This window comes from Gilvibacter sp. (genome assembly GCF_965601605.1).
Classification (GTDB): domain Bacteria; phylum Bacteroidota; class Bacteroidia; order Flavobacteriales; family Flavobacteriaceae; genus Gilvibacter.
On the sequence record NZ_CBFCWJ010000011.1, the window covers coordinates 97,501 to 114,175 of the forward strand.

10 protein-coding genes, 2 tRNA genes and 3 rRNA genes (1 of these 15 cut by a window edge) are annotated in these 16,675 nt (G+C 43.7%); 10 read left to right on the forward strand and 5 right to left on the reverse strand.

Going from position 1 to position 16,675, the window contains the following annotated elements; all coding sequences use genetic code 11:
- The 8 genes from ACSLP7_RS02345 to ACSLP7_RS02380 all read left to right on the forward strand — a co-directional run.
- Positions 1-14 (forward strand): 16S ribosomal RNA (locus tag ACSLP7_RS02345); it begins 1,510 nt to the left of the window's first position.
- A 104-nt stretch (positions 15-118) separates the two neighbouring features.
- A tRNA-Ile gene (locus ACSLP7_RS02350) sits at positions 119-192 on the forward strand.
- Positions 193-292: 100 nt separating this feature from the next.
- Positions 293-366, forward strand: a tRNA-Ala gene (locus ACSLP7_RS02355).
- A gap of 171 nt (positions 367-537) precedes the next feature.
- Positions 538-3,358 (forward strand): 23S ribosomal RNA (locus tag ACSLP7_RS02360).
- 147 nt (positions 3,359-3,505) lie between these two features.
- Positions 3,506-3,617: ribosomal RNA gene (gene rrf, locus ACSLP7_RS02365) — 5S ribosomal RNA — on the forward strand.
- The 16S, 23S and 5S rRNA genes sit together here with 2 tRNA genes alongside, the layout of an rRNA operon.
- Positions 3,618-4,129: 512 nt before the next feature.
- Positions 4,130-4,957: a hypothetical protein gene (locus ACSLP7_RS02370; protein ID WP_435577816.1), complete on the forward strand. Its 828-nt coding sequence runs from the start codon at positions 4,130-4,132 to the stop codon at positions 4,955-4,957.
- 63 nt (positions 4,958-5,020) lie between these two features.
- A complete protein-coding gene (locus ACSLP7_RS02375) occupies positions 5,021-5,521 on the forward strand; it encodes a hypothetical protein (RefSeq protein ID WP_435577817.1) in 501 nt (166 codons plus the stop codon).
- A gap of 60 nt (positions 5,522-5,581) precedes the next feature.
- The gene (locus ACSLP7_RS02380) at positions 5,582-7,333 is read left to right on the forward strand and encodes an FG-GAP-like repeat-containing protein (RefSeq protein WP_435577818.1); all 1,752 of its coding nucleotides are present in this window, start codon (positions 5,582-5,584) and stop codon (positions 7,331-7,333) included.
- A 3-nt stretch (positions 7,334-7,336) separates the two neighbouring features.
- Here ACSLP7_RS02380 and ACSLP7_RS02385 read toward each other — a convergent pair whose 3' ends face one another.
- Both ACSLP7_RS02385 and murQ read right to left on the reverse strand, forming a co-directional pair.
- Positions 7,337-7,564: a DUF6095 family protein gene (locus ACSLP7_RS02385; RefSeq protein WP_435577819.1), complete on the reverse strand. Its 228-nt coding sequence runs from the start codon at positions 7,562-7,564 to the stop codon at positions 7,337-7,339.
- Positions 7,565-7,589: 25 nt separating this feature from the next.
- Positions 7,590-8,405 (reverse strand): N-acetylmuramic acid 6-phosphate etherase, encoded by an 816-nt coding sequence (gene murQ, locus ACSLP7_RS02390; protein WP_435577820.1) that lies wholly within the window; start codon positions 8,403-8,405, stop codon positions 7,590-7,592.
- 68 nt (positions 8,406-8,473) lie between these two features.
- Between murQ and ACSLP7_RS02395 the strand changes: the two genes are divergently transcribed.
- Positions 8,474-11,434, forward strand: a complete 2,961-nt coding sequence (locus ACSLP7_RS02395; protein ID WP_435577821.1) for a sodium:solute symporter family transporter — start codon at positions 8,474-8,476, stop codon at positions 11,432-11,434.
- Complete coding sequence (locus tag ACSLP7_RS02400) at positions 11,435-12,562, forward strand: glycerate kinase (protein ID WP_435577822.1); 1,128 nt, start codon at positions 11,435-11,437, stop codon at positions 12,560-12,562.
- On the opposite strand, the gene ACSLP7_RS02405 is transcribed toward ACSLP7_RS02400, so the two are convergent.
- From ACSLP7_RS02405 to ACSLP7_RS02415, 3 genes are read right to left on the reverse strand one after another with little or no spacing between them, the layout of a single operon-like run.
- Positions 12,557-13,423 carry a DUF4249 family protein gene (locus ACSLP7_RS02405; protein WP_435577823.1) on the reverse strand — a complete coding sequence of 289 codons (867 nt, stop codon included), beginning with the start codon at positions 13,421-13,423 and terminating at the stop codon, positions 12,557-12,559. The genes ACSLP7_RS02400 and ACSLP7_RS02405 overlap by 6 nt on opposite strands.
- Positions 13,420-14,289 carry a DUF4249 family protein gene (locus ACSLP7_RS02410; RefSeq protein ID WP_435577824.1) on the reverse strand — a complete coding sequence of 290 codons (870 nt, stop codon included), beginning with the start codon at positions 14,287-14,289 and terminating at the stop codon, positions 13,420-13,422. Before ACSLP7_RS02410 ends, ACSLP7_RS02405 begins: the two co-directional genes overlap by 4 nt.
- The gene (locus tag ACSLP7_RS02415; RefSeq protein ID WP_435577825.1) at positions 14,289-16,652 is read right to left on the reverse strand and encodes a TonB-dependent receptor; all 2,364 of its coding nucleotides are present in this window, start codon (positions 16,650-16,652) and stop codon (positions 14,289-14,291) included. Before ACSLP7_RS02415 ends, ACSLP7_RS02410 begins: the two co-directional genes overlap by 1 nt.
- Positions 16,653-16,675: the final 23 nt, after the last annotated feature.

Below are 16,675 nucleotides of genomic sequence, written 5' to 3' on the forward strand. Positions count from 1 at the left end.
GGAACACCTCCTTTCTAGAGAAAGACGACTATGATCTATATCATAAAAAACGGGTTTGTACTAAGATAACTTGCTTAAGAATTTTTACTTGGTTTACTGTCAATTTAATAAATAATGCAGTCTCATAGCTCAGCTGGTTAGAGCGCTACACTGATAATGTAGAGGTCGGCAGTTCGAGTCTGCCTGAGACTACGACGTTCATTGTAAAGAATGACATTTTGGAAATTTTAGAAGTTGAGTACTTCATCAATTAAAAGGGAGGGGTTATTGGCTTCTTGATTTTTTAAATTATGGGGAATTAGCTCAGCTGGCTAGAGCGCCTGCCTTGCACGCAGGAGGTCATCGGTTCGACTCCGATATTCTCCACGATCGGCTTATGATTTATATAGGTATCCTAAACTACTTATATAGGGAGGTTGAAAACGTTCATTGACATATTGGGAAAAGAAATACGAGAAAGCAAGTTATTTGTTTGTAATCATTGATTACAGACATCGAAAATAAATTTGAATCAAACTCATTAAGAGCAAAAAAGTACAATAAGCAAGATAAGGGCGTATGGGGGATGCCTAGGCTCTCAGAGGCGAAGAAGGACGTGATAAGCTGCGATAAGTTGCGGGGAATGGCACATACATTTTGATCCGCGAATTTCCGAATGGGGCAACCCGGCATGTTGAAGACATGTCACCTTTAATTAGGAGCGAACCCGGAGAACTGAAACATCTAAGTACCCGGAGGAGAAGAAAACAATAGTGATTGCGTTAGTAGTGGCGAGCGAACGCGCAGTAGCCCAAACCAGTGTTGTTACGGCAATACTGGGGTTGTAGGACTGCGATGTACTGTGCTGGATGAACTAGAACACGTTGGAAAGCGTGGCCATAGACGGTGATAGCCCGGTATAGGTAAAGAAAGTTACAGTTAGCAGTATCCTGAGTAGTGCGGGGCACGTGAAACCCTGTATGAATTTGGCGGGACCATCCGCTAAGGCTAAATACTCCTGAGAGACCGATAGTGAACCAGTACCGTGAGGGAAAGGTGAAAAGAACCCTGAATAAGGGAGTGAAATAGAACCTGAAACCATACGCTTACAAGCGGTCGGAGCCATTCGTGGTGACGGCGTGCCTTTTGCATAATGAGCCTACGAGTTACTTTTACTAGCGAGGTTAAGTTTTTAAGGAACGGATCCGTAGCGAAAGCGAGTCTGAATAGGGCGTTATAGTTAGTAGTAGTAGACGCGAAACCGTGTGATCTACCCATGGGCAGGGTGAAGCTGTGGTAACACACAGTGGAGGCCCGAACCCGTTGACGTTGAAAAGTCTTGGGATGACCTGTGGGTAGGGGTGAAAGGCCAATCAAACTCGGAAATAGCTCGTACTCCCCGAAATGCATTTAGGTGCAGCGTTGATTTAGTTTTATAGAGGTAGAGCTACTGATTGGATGCGGGGGCTTCACCGCCTACCAATTCCTGACAAACTCCGAATGCTATAAAATGATGATCAGCAGTGAGGGCATGGGTGCTAAGGTCCATGTCCGAGAGGGAAAGAACCCAGACCATCAGCTAAGGTCCCCAAATGTATATTAAGTTGACAAAACGCGGTTGGATTGCATAGACAGCTAGGATGTTGGCTTGGAAGCAGCCATTCATTTAAAGAGTGCGTAACAGCTCACTAGTCGAGCGATCCGGCATGGATAATAATCGGGCATAAATATACTACCGAAGCTATGGCATCTGTAAAGATGGGTAGGGGAGCATTCTAGTTGTGTTGAAGGTGAACTGTGAGGTTTGCTGGAACGGCTAGAAAAGAAAATGTAGGCATAAGTAACGATAAAGGGGGCGAGAAACCCCCTCACCGAAAGACCAAGGTTTCCTCAGCTATGCTAATCAGCTGAGGGTTAGTCGGGACCTAACGCGAACCCGAAGGGGGTAGTGGATGGACAACCAGTTAATATTCTGGTACCTGCTCACGTTAAAAGTGACGGAGGCGTATATTTGGTGCGTGCTGACGGAATAGCACGTTGAAGCGAGTAGTAATACCGCGATAGTACACTAAGGCTACGGCTGCGGTGATAATCCAGAGAAGCGACTTCCAAGAAAAGCGAGTGAAGCAGCCCGTACCGTAAACCGACACAGGTGGTTGGGATGAGAATTCTAAGGTGCTCGAGAGATTCATGGCTAAGGAACTAGGCAAAATAGACCTGTAACTTCGGGAGAAAGGTCGCCAACAGCAATGTTGGCCGCAGTGAAGAGGTCCAGGCGACTGTTTATCAAAAACACAGGGCTCTGCTAAATTGAAAGATGATGTATAGGGCCTGACACCTGCCCGGTGCCGGAAGGTTAAGAGGAGATGTTAGCTTCGGCGAAGCATTGAATTGAAGCCCCGGTAAACGGCGGCCGTAACTATAACGGTCCTAAGGTAGCGAAATTCCTTGTCGGGTAAGTTCCGACCTGCACGAATGGTGTAACGATCTGGACACTGTCTCAGCCATGAGCTCGGTGAAATTGTAGTATCGGTGAAGATGCCGATTACCCGCTACGGGACGAAAAGACCCCGTGAACCTTTACTATAGCTTAGTATTGACTTTGGATAAGTAATGTGTAGGATAGGTGGGAGACTTTGAAGTGGCGTCGCCAGGCGTTGTGGAGTCATTGTTGAAATACCACCCTTTACTTATTTGAAGCCTAACTCAGAAATGAGGACAGTGCTTGGTGGGTAGTTTGACTGGGGTGGTCGCCTCCAAAAGAGTAACGGAGGCTTCTAAAGGTTCCCTCAATACGGTTGGCAATCGTGTGTAGAGTGCAATGGCATAAGGGAGCTTGACTGAGAGACATACAGGTCGATCAGGTACGAAAGTAGAGCATAGTGATCCGGTGGTTCCGCATGGAAGGGCCATCGCTCAAAGGATAAAAGGTACTCCGGGGATAACAGGCTGATCTCCCCCAAGAGCTCACATCGACGGGGGGGTTTGGCACCTCGATGTCGGCTCGTCACATCCTGGGGCTGGAGAAGGTCCCAAGGGTTGGGCTGTTCGCCCATTAAAGTGGCACGCGAGCTGGGTTCAGAACGTCGTGAGACAGTTCGGTCTCTATCTGTAGTGGGCGCGAGAAATTTGAGTGAATCTGACTCTAGTACGAGAGGACCGAGTTGGACTAACCTCTGGTGTACCAGTTGTTCCGCCAGGAGCACTGCTGGGTAGCTACGTTGGGAAGGGATAAGCGCTGAAAGCATATAAGCGCGAAACCCATCACAAGATGAGATTTCTTTAAAGGGTCGTGGGAGACTACCACGTTGATAGGTCACAGGTGTAAAGGTGGTAACATCATAGCCGAGTGATACTAATAACCCATAAGCTTATGTACGTCGACTTCCCTGATCTTCGGGTCAGGGAAGCCACTCTTTGCTTTAAAAATTTAATGCAGTTCAAAGGAACTTGCTACAACTTCTTGAATCTCTTTTTCCTATATGTCAAAATATTAGTGTTTGCATCTTATTGCAAGCCAACGATTTAAGGTGGCTATAGCGATGGGGCTCACCTCTTACCATTCCGAACAGAGAAGTTAAGCCCATCTGCGCAGATGGTACTGCTATACCAAGTGGGAGAGTATGTCGCTGCCTTTTTTATCATAAACCCTTGTTCCATTCCGGAGCAAGGGTTTTTTGTTGCGCATAATCCAACTCCAAATACAGAGACAAACAAACCCAAAAGGCTAGCGATATCCGATGCGAATGGTTCTAAGTTATACTACCCTTTAATAATGCAAAATTGCTATCCTTTACTAGTTAGTCAATCTATAAACAAGTAAGAAGTGAGATAGCTCGTATTATATCCTTAATTCAATGACGGTCTATTCGTGAAACGAATCATTTTTATGGTACTCGAGTGGATAATTGACGTTTTTTACGGTTTTCACACGGCCAAATTTGACGATTTTCAGCAAAAAAGTAGGAAATAGACTGCTTTTAATCGAAAAGTTCATCGTTGAAATACATAATAGTCGCAATATTTATGTATTTCGTCGACAAAAACGTGTCGTAGGGCTAAAAGTTGCTATTACTCTCACTTTGAAGTGTTTGTATGTGTATTCCTACATGTTTTCGGATGTATATTGCGACGTATTGAAACACTAACTATGATGAAAAAATTACTATTTGTGATTACACTGGGACTCTTATTAGTCTCATGTTCAAAAGAAGAATTAGAGACTTCGCAAAACAATGAAGTTGCATTGAAGTCATTCAGTAGTACTGATATTTCTTATTTAGGTACTTACAAAGGTCTCTATGCCGAATTAGGTTCTTCTAAACGAGGTACTGTGGAAATCACAATTAACGAAACAAGTGCAAATGCCCTATTGCGCTTTGTAGATGGTTCTGAAACACTATTAACAGGTACGGGTTCAACTAGCCTGTCTGGATTAAAAACATTCTCATTTAATGCCCCAGAGGGAAGTTTTGACTTTAGTGTATCGGCCACTGGTTCTTCACCTACAGTTTCTGCAGTAAATCTTGAAGGAGCAGAAGGATCAATTTTAATAGCCAAAGACGTAACCGCTACCCCCGTTCGTCTGGCTACAGGAACTTTCGGTTGTGATGATTGCGGAGGACACCCAATCCTTAGCGATGAAAATATGCAAGCGAGCTTTGTTTGGAACGCTATGTTTATTGGAGAAGGTATTGAAGAAAGTGTTGTTGGGATTCAAGTGAGCTTCGGAGAAGCGATCTTCTTGACAGCTGGTAACCTTTACGATCATTATGACAAAGTTGGACTTCTAGTTTACAACGATATGGATGGCGAGTTCGAATTCGGAGCAGAAGGAATGATCACTTGGGAGGCTACTCAAATGTATAGTCTAGACGGAGCTTGTGTTGATATCCGTGGAAGATGGTCGATGAGTACTCCATCATATGAAAAAATTAAGGGATGGCTTAAAAGCGATAGTAGCTGTAATCCACTCTAAGGGTACCCAGAATACCTTGTAGTTTTACAAACTAAAGCCGTACTTTTAAGTATGGCTTTTTTTATGCGTTATCTCATTTTAATCTACTTCGGACTCTTTTCAGTGCAATTGAGCTTCGCTCAGGACACGTGCCCATGCTGCAGTGAGAACCACAGAGCATTTGATTTTTGGGTTGGAAAGTGGAACGTAACTAATCCTGATGGAAGCTATGCAGGAACCAACTCCATTACTAAGGTGGAGGGCGAATGCGTGATCCGAGAGCAATGGACTAGTGCCACGCCGGGATACACGGGTACCAGTATGAATTACTACGATGCGGTACTGCAACAATGGGTTCAGCTTTGGGTAGATAGTCAAGGACAAAGCCTGTATATGCGAGGTGGACTTGTTAATGACGCTATGGTATTAACATCAGAACTTCTTCTGGGATCTGACGGGATAGAGCGATACAATCGAGTTACTTGGTCACTAATGCAAAATGGAAAGGTCCGTCAGCATTGGGAAGTCTCAACGGATGGCTCAAATTGGACCACAGCATTTGACGGCTTATATAGTCCAATTTAGCCGTTCACTATTCGTTGATTTTTTTTTACATTAGGCTCAAATTATACGACACTTTCGTTCATGCAAATCAGGCTTAAAAAATTCTGGCTCTTATTACTATTAATTGCAACTTCCTTTTCACAAGCGCAAGTCTTGTTTGATCAAGTTGCAGACGATCTGGGTATAGAAGTAACCTCCAATATTGATCTGGGAAGCGGCGTTTCATTCTGTGATTTTAACGGTGACGGCTGGGACGATCTCACCTTTGCAACTCAAGAAGGGATTCAAGTGCGTTTCTTTGAAAATACTGGCGGTGGTTTTAATGAGGTATTTCTAATTGATGACACACCACTTTACACCAATAAACAGGTCATTTGGGTCGATATTGACAATGACGGTGATAAAGATTTCTTCACGGCCAATGCAGAATTTCCAAATGTGCTTTACGAGAATGTAGCCGGCGAGTTAGTAGACATTACTGCGGAATCTGGACTGCCTACAGTTTCCCGCATGACCCAAAGTGGGAATTGGGGGGACTATGACAATGATGGCTATTTAGATCTTTTCTTAGCGAGTCGGGATCCGGATCAAATCATCAGCAATCAACTCTTTAGAAACAACGGAGACAATACCTTTACTGACGTTACATTGAGCTCAGGAATTGGAGAGGTTTCAGAATTGACCTTTCAAGGCACTTTTTTTGACTATAACAACGATGGACATTTGGATCTCTACCTGATAAACGACAGGGCCTTTACGCGCAATATTCTCTACCGCAATAATGGTGATGGGACCTTTAGTGATGTTTCTGTTGAATCTGGAACAGATTATAGAATGGATGCTATGTCTGTGGCTCTAGAGGATTATGATGCTGACGGCTATATCGATGTGTATATTACCAATGTCTTTGCCCCTAGTGGGGAGACTGTAGGTAACGTCCTTATGAAAAACAATGGAGACGGTACCTTCAGTAATGAGGCTGTAGCAGCAGAAGTCCGTTTTGACACCTGGTCTTGGGGCGCGAATTGGACCGATGCCGATAACGACGGATTCCTCGATTTGTATGTCAGTGGAGCATCTCCCGTCAATACAGCAACCTTAAATGCGGCGGCCCTCTATGTAAACGATGGTGATGGGACATTTACAGAAGAAGATGAAAACGGTTTTGAAGAGGATTTGGCCAACTCCTTTGGAAACGCCCTAGGTGATTTTAACAACGACGGTTATCAAGACATCGTAGTAACCAATCATTTTGGGCACCTCTCATACCTCTGGGAAAATCAAAGTTTTTCCCTGACCGCCAATAATTATATAGCGCTCAAAATGCAAGGGGTTGCGAGTAATCGTGATGGAGCGGGGGCGAGAATAGTGATTATGTCAGGAGGTCAGAAACAAGACAGAGTCGTGGCTTTGGGGGAAAGCTATCTAAGTCAAAACTCCAATACAGAGATCATCGGTTTGGGCAATCATGGCTTGGATTATGTCCAGGTCATTTGGCCCAGTGGAACTGTAGATTTCTACGACGATATCACACCCAATCAGCGTTTGACCTTAATTGAAGGTGTTGGTTATTTAAGCGCAAACACTCCTGTGGATCAAAGCGGATTCGCTATGTATCCCAACCCGGCAGTTTCTCAATTGAATTTACTCCATACAGGCGCGCAGATAGAGGCTGTTCGTATTTACAATACCCTTGGGCAGTTAATTCTAAATCAGCGTTTTGATAATGCAAATTCACAACAACTTGAGGTGGGACACCTGACTGCTGGTGCTTATTGGGTTGAAGTCCTTACCGATTCAGGCCGACTGACTAAAAAATTGATCAAACAATAAAGATCAGTCCTCGCTAGACGGGTTTGCGGGCACACCATCAAATACCGCGCTCATAATGGTCCTTATCCCTTTAAAACCCATAAAGATGGCTCCTGCGGCAGCTACAAGCCCCGGAATCAAGATAAATAGGGCGGTATCGTTGATGAAGGAGAGTGTAATCAGATAAGGCCCTAAAACAATCAGCAATAAACAAAAGAACATATACTTAAGCCCTTTTTTGAGCTTATTCATATCGGTGTGTTTTTGATCGGGATACTTATTTTCCATCATTTATAGCTTGTAAAGCGTCTCTAACGCTTTGATGTTTTAAAAGTTGTTCACGCGCTTCGGATTCGGGAAGCCCTGTGGCCTCCACGATCATGCGCGTTCCTCGTTCAACCAATTTGTCATTGCTCAATTGCATATCGACCATTTTATTGCCTTTGACCCGCCCAAGACGAATCATCGTAGCAGTAGTGATCATATTGAGGATCAATTTTTGAGCGGTTCCCGCTTTCATCCGGGAGCTACCCGTAACAAATTCAGGTCCAACTACGGCCACTATAGGATATTTCGCCGTTTTAGCTAAAGGGCTTTCTGCATTACAGGTAATACATCCCGTAGCAATATTGTTGGTATTGCATTGTTCCAATGCTCCGATTACATAAGGAGTAGTGCCAGAAGCAGCGATCCCAATAACCATATCCTTAGCATCCACTTGAAAATCTTGCAGATCCTTCCAACCTTGGGCGCTATCATCTTCGGCAAACTCCACTGCTTTTCTAATGGCCTGATCGCCGCCCGCAATGAGTCCAATGACCATCTCGTGCGGAACGCCAAAAGTCGGCGGACACTCACTTGCATCAACAATACCCAATCGACCGCTGGTACCTGCACCCAAATAGAATAATCGGCCACCATCGCGCAGACGTGTAACCGTTTGCTCTACAACAGCTTCAATAGCTGGGAGGATTCCAGATATGATTTGAGGTACTTTGTGATCTTCTGTATTGATCCCCTCCAAAAGTTCGCGGGTACTCTTTAGTTCCAGATCGTTATAAAGGGAATCTGATTCTGTGGTTTTGTGGAACATAGGTCAAAAATAGCTCTACCAAAAGTACGGATAAAAGCCTATATTTAGGTGTTAAGGATTTTGCTTTTATGAACCAACTAGAAAAGACTGCCGCTGCCGTTCTCGAGGCAAATTGGCAGCAAGGCTTTACCATTCCTTGTCAAGGCTTGTATCCGTTTCAATGGAATTGGGATTCTGGATTTATCGCTTTAGGATGGGCGCACCTGGAACCGGAATATGCCCAACAAGAAATTCGCTCCTTATTAAAAGGGCAGTGGTCTAACGGATTTTTGCCACATATTGTTTTTCACAACCCAGCAGATTCCTATTATCCTGGACCAGAGGTTCATGCCGCAAATTTAAGTCCACACAGTCCTGAGGTGCCTACCTCTGGAATAACCCAGCCGCCTGTACTTGGCTTTATACTTGAATATATTTTTAATCGCTTAAATAAAGATCAAGCGTTTTTAGATTTTATAGCCGAGGTGTTCGACGCGGTCTATGCCAATCACGAGTATTTCTATACCCATCGGGATCCGCAACAAGAGGGCCTTGTTTATATTTGTCATAATTGGGAAGCGGGAACCGACAATACACCGGTCTGGGATTTTATTTGGGAGACCTTTGAAGTTCCTGAATATGACCTTCCGCGTAAGGATACCTCAATGATTGACGCCTCTCACCGGCCAACAAATGCGGAGTACTGCTATTACATTCACCTTATAGAGCTCTTTAAAGAGTGGAACTACAACGATGCCACCATTGCAGCTCAATCTCCCTTTTTAATTCAAGATCCCTTGTTTAACAGCATGCTGATCGCTTCTAACAATAGTTTGATTCGATTGGGTTCTCTTTTAGGCAAATCGCAGCAAGTAGCCCAATTGGAAGTTTGGAACGAGAAAGCCAAACGGAGATTCAATGAAAAATTATTTGATCCTGAATTGGGCGGCTATGTTTACTACGATCTGCGTGGCGAACGCTTGTTGTCTCACTTGAGCTCGTCTAGTTTTACGCCGCTCTTTGCTGAGATACCTGGGCGAGAGATGGCGAATTCCCTAATGAATCACTTGGATGGAGGTCGGTTTAGTGGTAAACATTTTGAACGACTCCTGTGCGCTTCCTTTGACCCAACCAGTGATTTGTTCAACAGTCAAAAATACTGGCGCGGCCCTATTTGGATCAATTTAAATTGGTTGATCCATGAAGGACTATTAAACTACGGACAAAACGAGTTAGCGCAACGCGTAAAAACCGACACTTTGGCCTTATTGGATAAATACGGTTTCTACGAATATTTTGAATGTGATCGCGCAAAAGAACAAGGCGCTGAGTCAAGGCTATGGAGGGAACAACTTCTCATGGAGCGCTGCGCTGTGTTTGGATCTTTTAAAATCGAATCAGGAATGAATATCTATGACTACCTAATTGTTGCGGCCTATATTGTCTTCTTTTTGGGGATGGGTTACTTCTTCAAAAACAATAAAAATTCTACAGATTATTTTTTAGGCGGACGTTCTATGGGCTGGTTCCCATTGAGTTTGTCAACTATGGCCACCCAACTCTCTGCCATTAGTTTTATTTCTGCCCCAGCTTTTGTAGGTATAAAAATGGGTGGAGGAATGAAATGGCTCACTTTTGAGTTTGCAGTGCCCTTGGCGATGCTATTTATAATGCTGATGGTCATTCCGCCTTTATTCAGATCTGGAGTAGTGAGTATTTACGAATTTGTAGAACGCCGATTTTCTGCCTCTACACGGATGATCCTCAGTGTAGTTTTTCAGCTGAGTCGCGCTTTGGCGACTGGTGTTATGGTGTATACCATTGCTTTGATTATACAAGCCGTACTCGATATTGACAAAGGATATACCATTCTGATCATTTCTGTGATTACTATTATATACAGTTGGCAGGGTGGAATGAAAGCCGTTGTTTGGGGAGATGCGATTCAAATGATCTTGCTCTTTGGAGGGCTTTTGGCTTGTTTGATTTTTGGTTATAAAGAATTAGATGCTGTCGGTGGATTGGCCAATGGTTTTGATCCGTCCAGGTTGCAAGTCATTGACTTCAATTGGGGTATCGGAGAAGGCCAAGAATACGGAATTTGGCCCATGCTTATTGGAGGCTTCTTTTTATATGTTTCTTACTACGGCTGTGACCAGACCCAAGCGCAACGGATGCTTTCCGCTAAGGATGAAAAGACAATTCGTCAACTGCTCTTGGCAAATGGGTTGTTGCGCTTTCCAGTGGTTTTGGTGTACTGTGTTATGGGATTGATCATAGGTGCGCTGGTCACAAGTTCTCCAGATTTTATGGCAGATCTGGTAGCCACCACCCAAAAACACTTCCCAGCCGCAGCAGCTAACAATGGCATCAATACAGATCTGATGATCCCAATCTTTATCATTAAATATTTGCCGCACGGAGTTATTGGTCTACTTATGGTAGCTATCCTATCGGCAGCTATGAGTTCGCTCAGTTCCACGGTGAATTCGCTATCTGCGGTTAGTGTTGAAGACTTCTTTAACCGTGGAAAACGCAAGTTAGAAGGAGCTGCTTATATGCGAACTTCTAAACTTATGGTACTGTTTTGGGGGATTGTGTGCATCTCTGCCTCTTTTCTTTTTGGGGGCAGTAAAAGTACCGTAATTGAAATCATCAATGCGATTGGCTCCGTTTTTTACGGCCCTGTTCTGGTCACTTTTTTGTTGGCAATCTTTTCAAAGAAGGTCAACCATTATGGAATGAACGCTGGAATTGTAATCGCTGTCCTTGTTAATTTGGCTTTTTCTTCTACCATGCAAGAGATCATGGGTTATGAAATTGGAGTAGAGATCTTTTGGATCTGGCTCAACTTTACCGGAGTTTTACTCACCTTAGTTGTGGCATATGCCGTTTCGGCCATGACCCGAAATATGGTTGGAGTTAAAGAAGGGATTCCATTCCGCTTAAAACGTGAAGATATACTTCAAAAGGAAACTTATATTCTTGTTGGATTTTTTATCACTATATTGATAATCAGTTATTTCATACCTCTGATTTTTGGTAGTTAAATGAAGGTCCTGATCATCCCCGACGGTTTTAAAGACAGCTTAAGTGCTGCGCAGGTTGCTACTGCAATAAAAACAGGCATCCAAGATGCCAATCCAGACACCCAATTGTTTGAAATGCTCGCTTCCGATGGTGGCGATGGATTTCTCAACGTGATCAGCCACTACAAGCCAGATCTTAATTCCATCTCTTGCCAGACTACAGATCCGCTCGGGCGTGATTTGATTGCCTATTACCTTTATGACATGAAAGAACAGGCCGCTTATGTGGAATTGGCTGGGGCTTCGGGTATTGAGCTTTTAATGCAAGAAGAGCGCCAGGTGATGGAAACCTCCACGCTGGGTACCGGAACGATTATAAAGAATGCCATACACCAAGGGGTTAAGCATATTTATCTCGGACTGGGTGGTTCTGCCACCAACGACGCGGGAATGGGTATAGCCCATGCCTTAGGATATCGATTTTTAGATATTTATGACAATGAGCTAAAGCCTTGTGGAGGTAGTCTTAACCTTGTAGCCAAGATCATAAAGCCTAAAAAGAATTTATTGGAAAGCATTCAACTAACTGCGGTAAATGACGTTCAAAACCCTTTGTACGGGCCAGAAGGTGCTGCTTATACCTATGCCAAACAGAAAGGAGCCAGTCCGCTTCAAATTCAATTATTAGATTCTGGTCTGCGGCATTTAGACCTGCAAGTTGCTAAGTTCTTCGGAATTAGTTTTGGAGAGTTCCCGGGTACGGGCGCGGCTGGTGGAACTGCTTATGGCCTGAAAGCCTTTTTAAATGCCGAGTTTAAACAAGGAACTCCTTTTATGCTACAACTCAGTGGCTTTCACGAGATCTTAGAGCAACACGATATAGACTTGATCATTACGGGAGAGGGCAGTGTTGATAATCAGACCAAACATGGAAAAATGGTCAGCGGAGTGGTGTCGGCGGCGAAAGCACATAAAGTACCGGTCTACGCCATTTGTGGACGTAATTTTTTATCTAAAGAAGAAGCCTCTGATCTCGGTTTGGCCGGAGTAGAGGAGCTTTACAGCCCTGATCAACCGGAAGGTTATAGCTTTACAAATGCTCCAGAGCTTGTTCAGCAAAGAGCCGCAAAGATCATCAACTCCTTATAGGTCTTCGATAACTATTGTGGAGGTGTTTTGCTGTACTAGGGCGAAGTAGCCTAAGGCAAAATTATTCTCGTTATCCACATTGTCAAAGGTCCCGTCATTATCAATATCCGTTACATTGATAAAATTCCCACGTACGGTAAGGGTGGGAGTTTGGAACGGATTGACTTCGTCTTCACTCTGCTCAATGATCTGATTCATATAATTATAAAAGTCAGCATCGGCGCCAAGAATTGAGATCGGCACTTCGGTTCCTACTTCAAAAGGATCGTCATAAAAGTAAGAGAACACAAACTGTTGGTCCTGATAAAAAGTATCTTCTGTGGCTAAATACTCTCCGAAGCCAAAATCAAAGACATAGTAGTTGTCTTCTCCAGGGATGTCGGTAAAGGTAATTTCAATCTCTGTATCGTCGTCGTCAAAAACAAAACCATCGCCTTGCTCCAACTCGTCAATTTCTGGGGCGGCTACAAAAGTGGTCTCTGCCAAATAGAATTGATCTTCAAAATCGATCTGCAGTAGCCAACGGTCCTCAAGTAAAAGGGCGGTCTCTAAAGACTTCACATAAACTCCAGAACCTGGTTCCTCCTCAATAAAAACTACAGCGTCCGGGAGTGGATTGTCCAAGTTACTCAAAGTGATCTGTTGTAAATTCGCCGGTGGAATGGTCTCAAAGAAACCATTGGTCTCGCTTACCACCACGCGCATTTCTGTAATGGGCTCCGAGGTGTCTATTCTCACCAGGGCATCAATGATCAAACGGCGATCTCCAGTGGGCGTATCAATGTCGACCACATCTTCACAACTGCTTAAGAGCATCAGGCCTATCAAAGGCAAAAAGTATGTTATTTTAAAGCGTTTCATTCTATTGTCAAACTTGCTTTGTGCTCTTGGACGATGGCAAAATAGCCCAAGGCGAAATTATTTTCCATTTCGACATTGTCGAAAAATTCATTGTTGTCAATTTCTGTGGCGTTGATTAAGTTGCCACGAACGGTCAGAGTAGGGGTTTGAAAAGGATTCAAATCATCCTCACTTTGCTCTACCAACTGATTCATATAATTGTAAAAAGGAGCGTCAGCCCCCAAAATACTTATAGTTAACTCATCACCGGCCTCAATTTCATCGTCATAGAAGTAGGAGAAAATAAACTCCTGATCCTGATAAAAAGAATCTTCTGAGGCTAAAAAGTTTCCAAAACCAAAGTCAAAAACATAGTAATTGTCTTGATCTGGAATGTCTGTAAAGCGCAGCACGACCTCGGTGTCGTCTTCATCAAAGAGAAAACCATCTCCTTGTGTTAGTTCATCAATTTGCGGTGCTGGGACAAAGGTGGCATAGGCCACATAGAATTCATTTTCAAAATCGATCTGTAAAAAGATCTCCTCACCACTGCTCAGGGCAGCCGTAGTAATTTCTTTTTCATATACACCCGGAGCGGTTTCTAAAAGAATAGCGCTTAAACCGCCATCTAAGCCCGTGAGTGTGATCTGCTGAAGATCCACAGGAGGAATGCTTTCAAAAAAGCCATTGGTTTGACTCACTTGAATTCTGACATTGGTAAAAGCCGTCGTGGTGTCCACACGTATTAAAGCATCCACAATCAGGCGAGGGTCCTCAGAAGGCGTGTCAACTTCAATCACGTCCTCACAACTCCACAAACTGAAGACTAAGGCACAAACTGCAAAGAGCCTTGTATTAAAAACTTTTATGTGCAGTATGCCTGGCATTAAAATTTGAAGTTATAGGTTACCGCTGGGATGATTCCAAATATAGAGGTCCGCACAGCCTCATTGACACCTGTGTCTTGGTTGCGTCTAAAATTAATGGCCGCAGCGTTTCTTCTGTTGTAGAGGTTGTAAATGCTAAAGACCCATTCTCCTTGCCATTTACGCCCCGCTTTTTGCTTAGGCTTTAAAGTGGCAGATACGTCAATACGGTGAAAGTCCGGCAAGCGTTCTTGATTTCTCAAACCGTAGTAGGGAATGACCAAACCTTGGAACTCAAATTGTCCAATAGGGTAGTTGGTCGGTTGTCCGGTTTGATAAATGAAATTGGTGTTGAAACTCCATTTATCATTCAGCTCGTAATTTGCGTAAAGCGAAATATCGTGTCTTTTGTCATATGGAGTAGCGTACCATTCGCCAGAATTGATCCCGATCTCGTTCTCGTTTCTCGGCGGTGTGCGTTGTTCCGATTTAGACCAGGTATAAGCCAGCCATCCGGTAAGCTTACCTTCATTCTTTCTAAAGAGTAGTTCGGCTCCGTAGGCTCTAGCTTCTCCGTTGAGGATCACTTGCTCAATAGCGTCGTTTGCAATGAGCTCTGCTCCGTCAATATAATCGATGCGGTTTTGGATATCCTTGTAAAAACCTTCGATCTCTAAGGAGTAATCTCCGTCTTTAATGTTTTTGAAGAATCCGATGGCGTATTGGTCCAACAACTGCGGCTCTACAAAAGGCCCAGAGGGCGTCCAAACATCCAGCGGCGTTGGTGAACTGGTATTGGACAACAAATGTAGGTACTGAGCAAGTCGTGTATAACTGGCCTTGATTGAGGTGTTGTCATCAAAGACATAAGCCATAGATACACGAGGTTCAAAATTCGTGAAGCTGGCCAATTGGTCGCTGCGCGATGAAGCTACGGTTTCAATAGGTTCTGCTTCTCTATAGACTAAAAGGAAGGGATCAAATTCTACGGGATTGTTGTCTGCGTAGACGTTGATCTCGTCTTGTCCAAATCGAATAAAATGACTCAATCGCAAACCGTATTGCATGCTAAGTCTATCTGTGATATCGTGTTCAACATCTATATAGGCTGCAAACTCGTTGGCGTATTTTTTAATAAGCTGATCCTCCACAATTCCAGAGTCGGGATTGTTAGGTTTGATCTCTCCGGGATTGAATACATAATAGATATTATTCAATCCGTAGTTGAGTTGGAATTTATCGTTCAGATAATGTTTGAGGTCGTACTTAACGTTGAAGTTCTGTATTCCAGAATCCCACTCAAAGCCAACAAAGTCCAGTTCCAATCCGTAGAAGTAATCCGAATAGATCAGCGAAAGGTTTGAAAAGAGCTTGTCCGAAAAGATATGGTTCCATCTAAAGTTTACCACTGCGTTTCCATAGGTGTTCACAAAGCTTTCGTTCACACTAAAAAGGTCGCGTCCAAAGTAACCCGATAGAAAAACATTGTTGCGTTCGTTGATGCGATAATTGAGTTTGGTGTTTACATCATAGAAATACGCACGGTTCTCTATATCAAAAAGCGGCAAAAACAAATGCGCATAAGACCCACGTCCTCCAAAGAGAAAAGCTCCTCGGTCCTTTTCCAAAGGACCTTCTAAGAGCAATCTGCTGGTAACCGCGCCAATACCTCCATTGGCCTTAAATTCTTGGCTGTTACCTTCTTTTTGGAAGATCTCCAATACAGAAGATACACGTCCACCGTATCGGGCAGGAATACCTCCTTTGTAGAGTTTTACATCTTTGATGGCATCTGGATTGAATACCGAGAAGAATCCAAACAAGTGGGAAGAGTTGAAGATCGTTGCCTCATCCAGCAAGATCAAATTCTGATCCACAGCACCTCCACGTACATTGAAACCAGAAGCCGCTTCTCCAGCATTGGTCACTCCAGGGAGCAATAGAATTGATCGGATCACATCGGCCTCACCTAAAACTGCTGGAATGCTTTTAATAGTAGCCACCTTTACCGTATTGACACTCATTTGTGGCTTGCGCACATCCAAACGATCATTATCGGCAGTGATCACCACTTCTTCCAAGCTCTCCAAATTCTCTTCGAGACGATAATCCTTCCGCAGGTTACTGCTCAGGTCAATTGTTTCTGTAATGTCTGAGAATCCTAGGTAACTTATGGTCACTTCATAAGTACCTTCTGGAACAGTGATGGAATAAAAACCGTATTCGTTGGTGGTAGTACCGGTGCTTAATTCTGGAATCAAAATGCTCACTCCAATGAGACTTTCACCAGAGGCTTGTTCCAGAACCGTACCACTGAGGGTGTATTTTTGTTGCCCTAACGCGATTGCGGGGAACAGCAACAAAAGCAGTAGTAGTTTTTTCAATTTGAACTTTTTAATAAAGTTAA

Bases quoted from the DNA above. Each gene is read 5' to 3' on its own strand.
- ACSLP7_RS02370 (WP_435577816.1), top strand. From the start codon at position 4,130: ATGATGAAAAAATTACTATTTGTGATTACACTGGGACTCTTATTAGTC.
- ACSLP7_RS02375 (WP_435577817.1), top strand. From the start codon at position 5,021: ATGCGTTATCTCATTTTAATCTACTTCGGACTCTTTTCAGTGCAATTG.
- ACSLP7_RS02380 (WP_435577818.1), top strand. From the start codon at position 5,582: ATGCAAATCAGGCTTAAAAAATTCTGGCTCTTATTACTATTAATTGCA.
- ACSLP7_RS02385 (WP_435577819.1), bottom strand. From the start codon at position 7,564: ATGAATAAGCTCAAAAAAGGGCTTAAGTATATGTTCTTTTGTTTATTG.
- murQ (WP_435577820.1), bottom strand. From the start codon at position 8,405: ATGTTCCACAAAACCACAGAATCAGATTCCCTTTATAACGATCTGGAA.
- ACSLP7_RS02395 (WP_435577821.1), top strand. From the start codon at position 8,474: ATGAACCAACTAGAAAAGACTGCCGCTGCCGTTCTCGAGGCAAATTGG.
- ACSLP7_RS02400 (WP_435577822.1), top strand. From the start codon at position 11,435: ATGAAGGTCCTGATCATCCCCGACGGTTTTAAAGACAGCTTAAGTGCT.
- ACSLP7_RS02405 (WP_435577823.1), bottom strand. From the start codon at position 13,423: ATGAAACGCTTTAAAATAACATACTTTTTGCCTTTGATAGGCCTGATG.
- ACSLP7_RS02410 (WP_435577824.1), bottom strand. From the start codon at position 14,289: ATGCCAGGCATACTGCACATAAAAGTTTTTAATACAAGGCTCTTTGCA.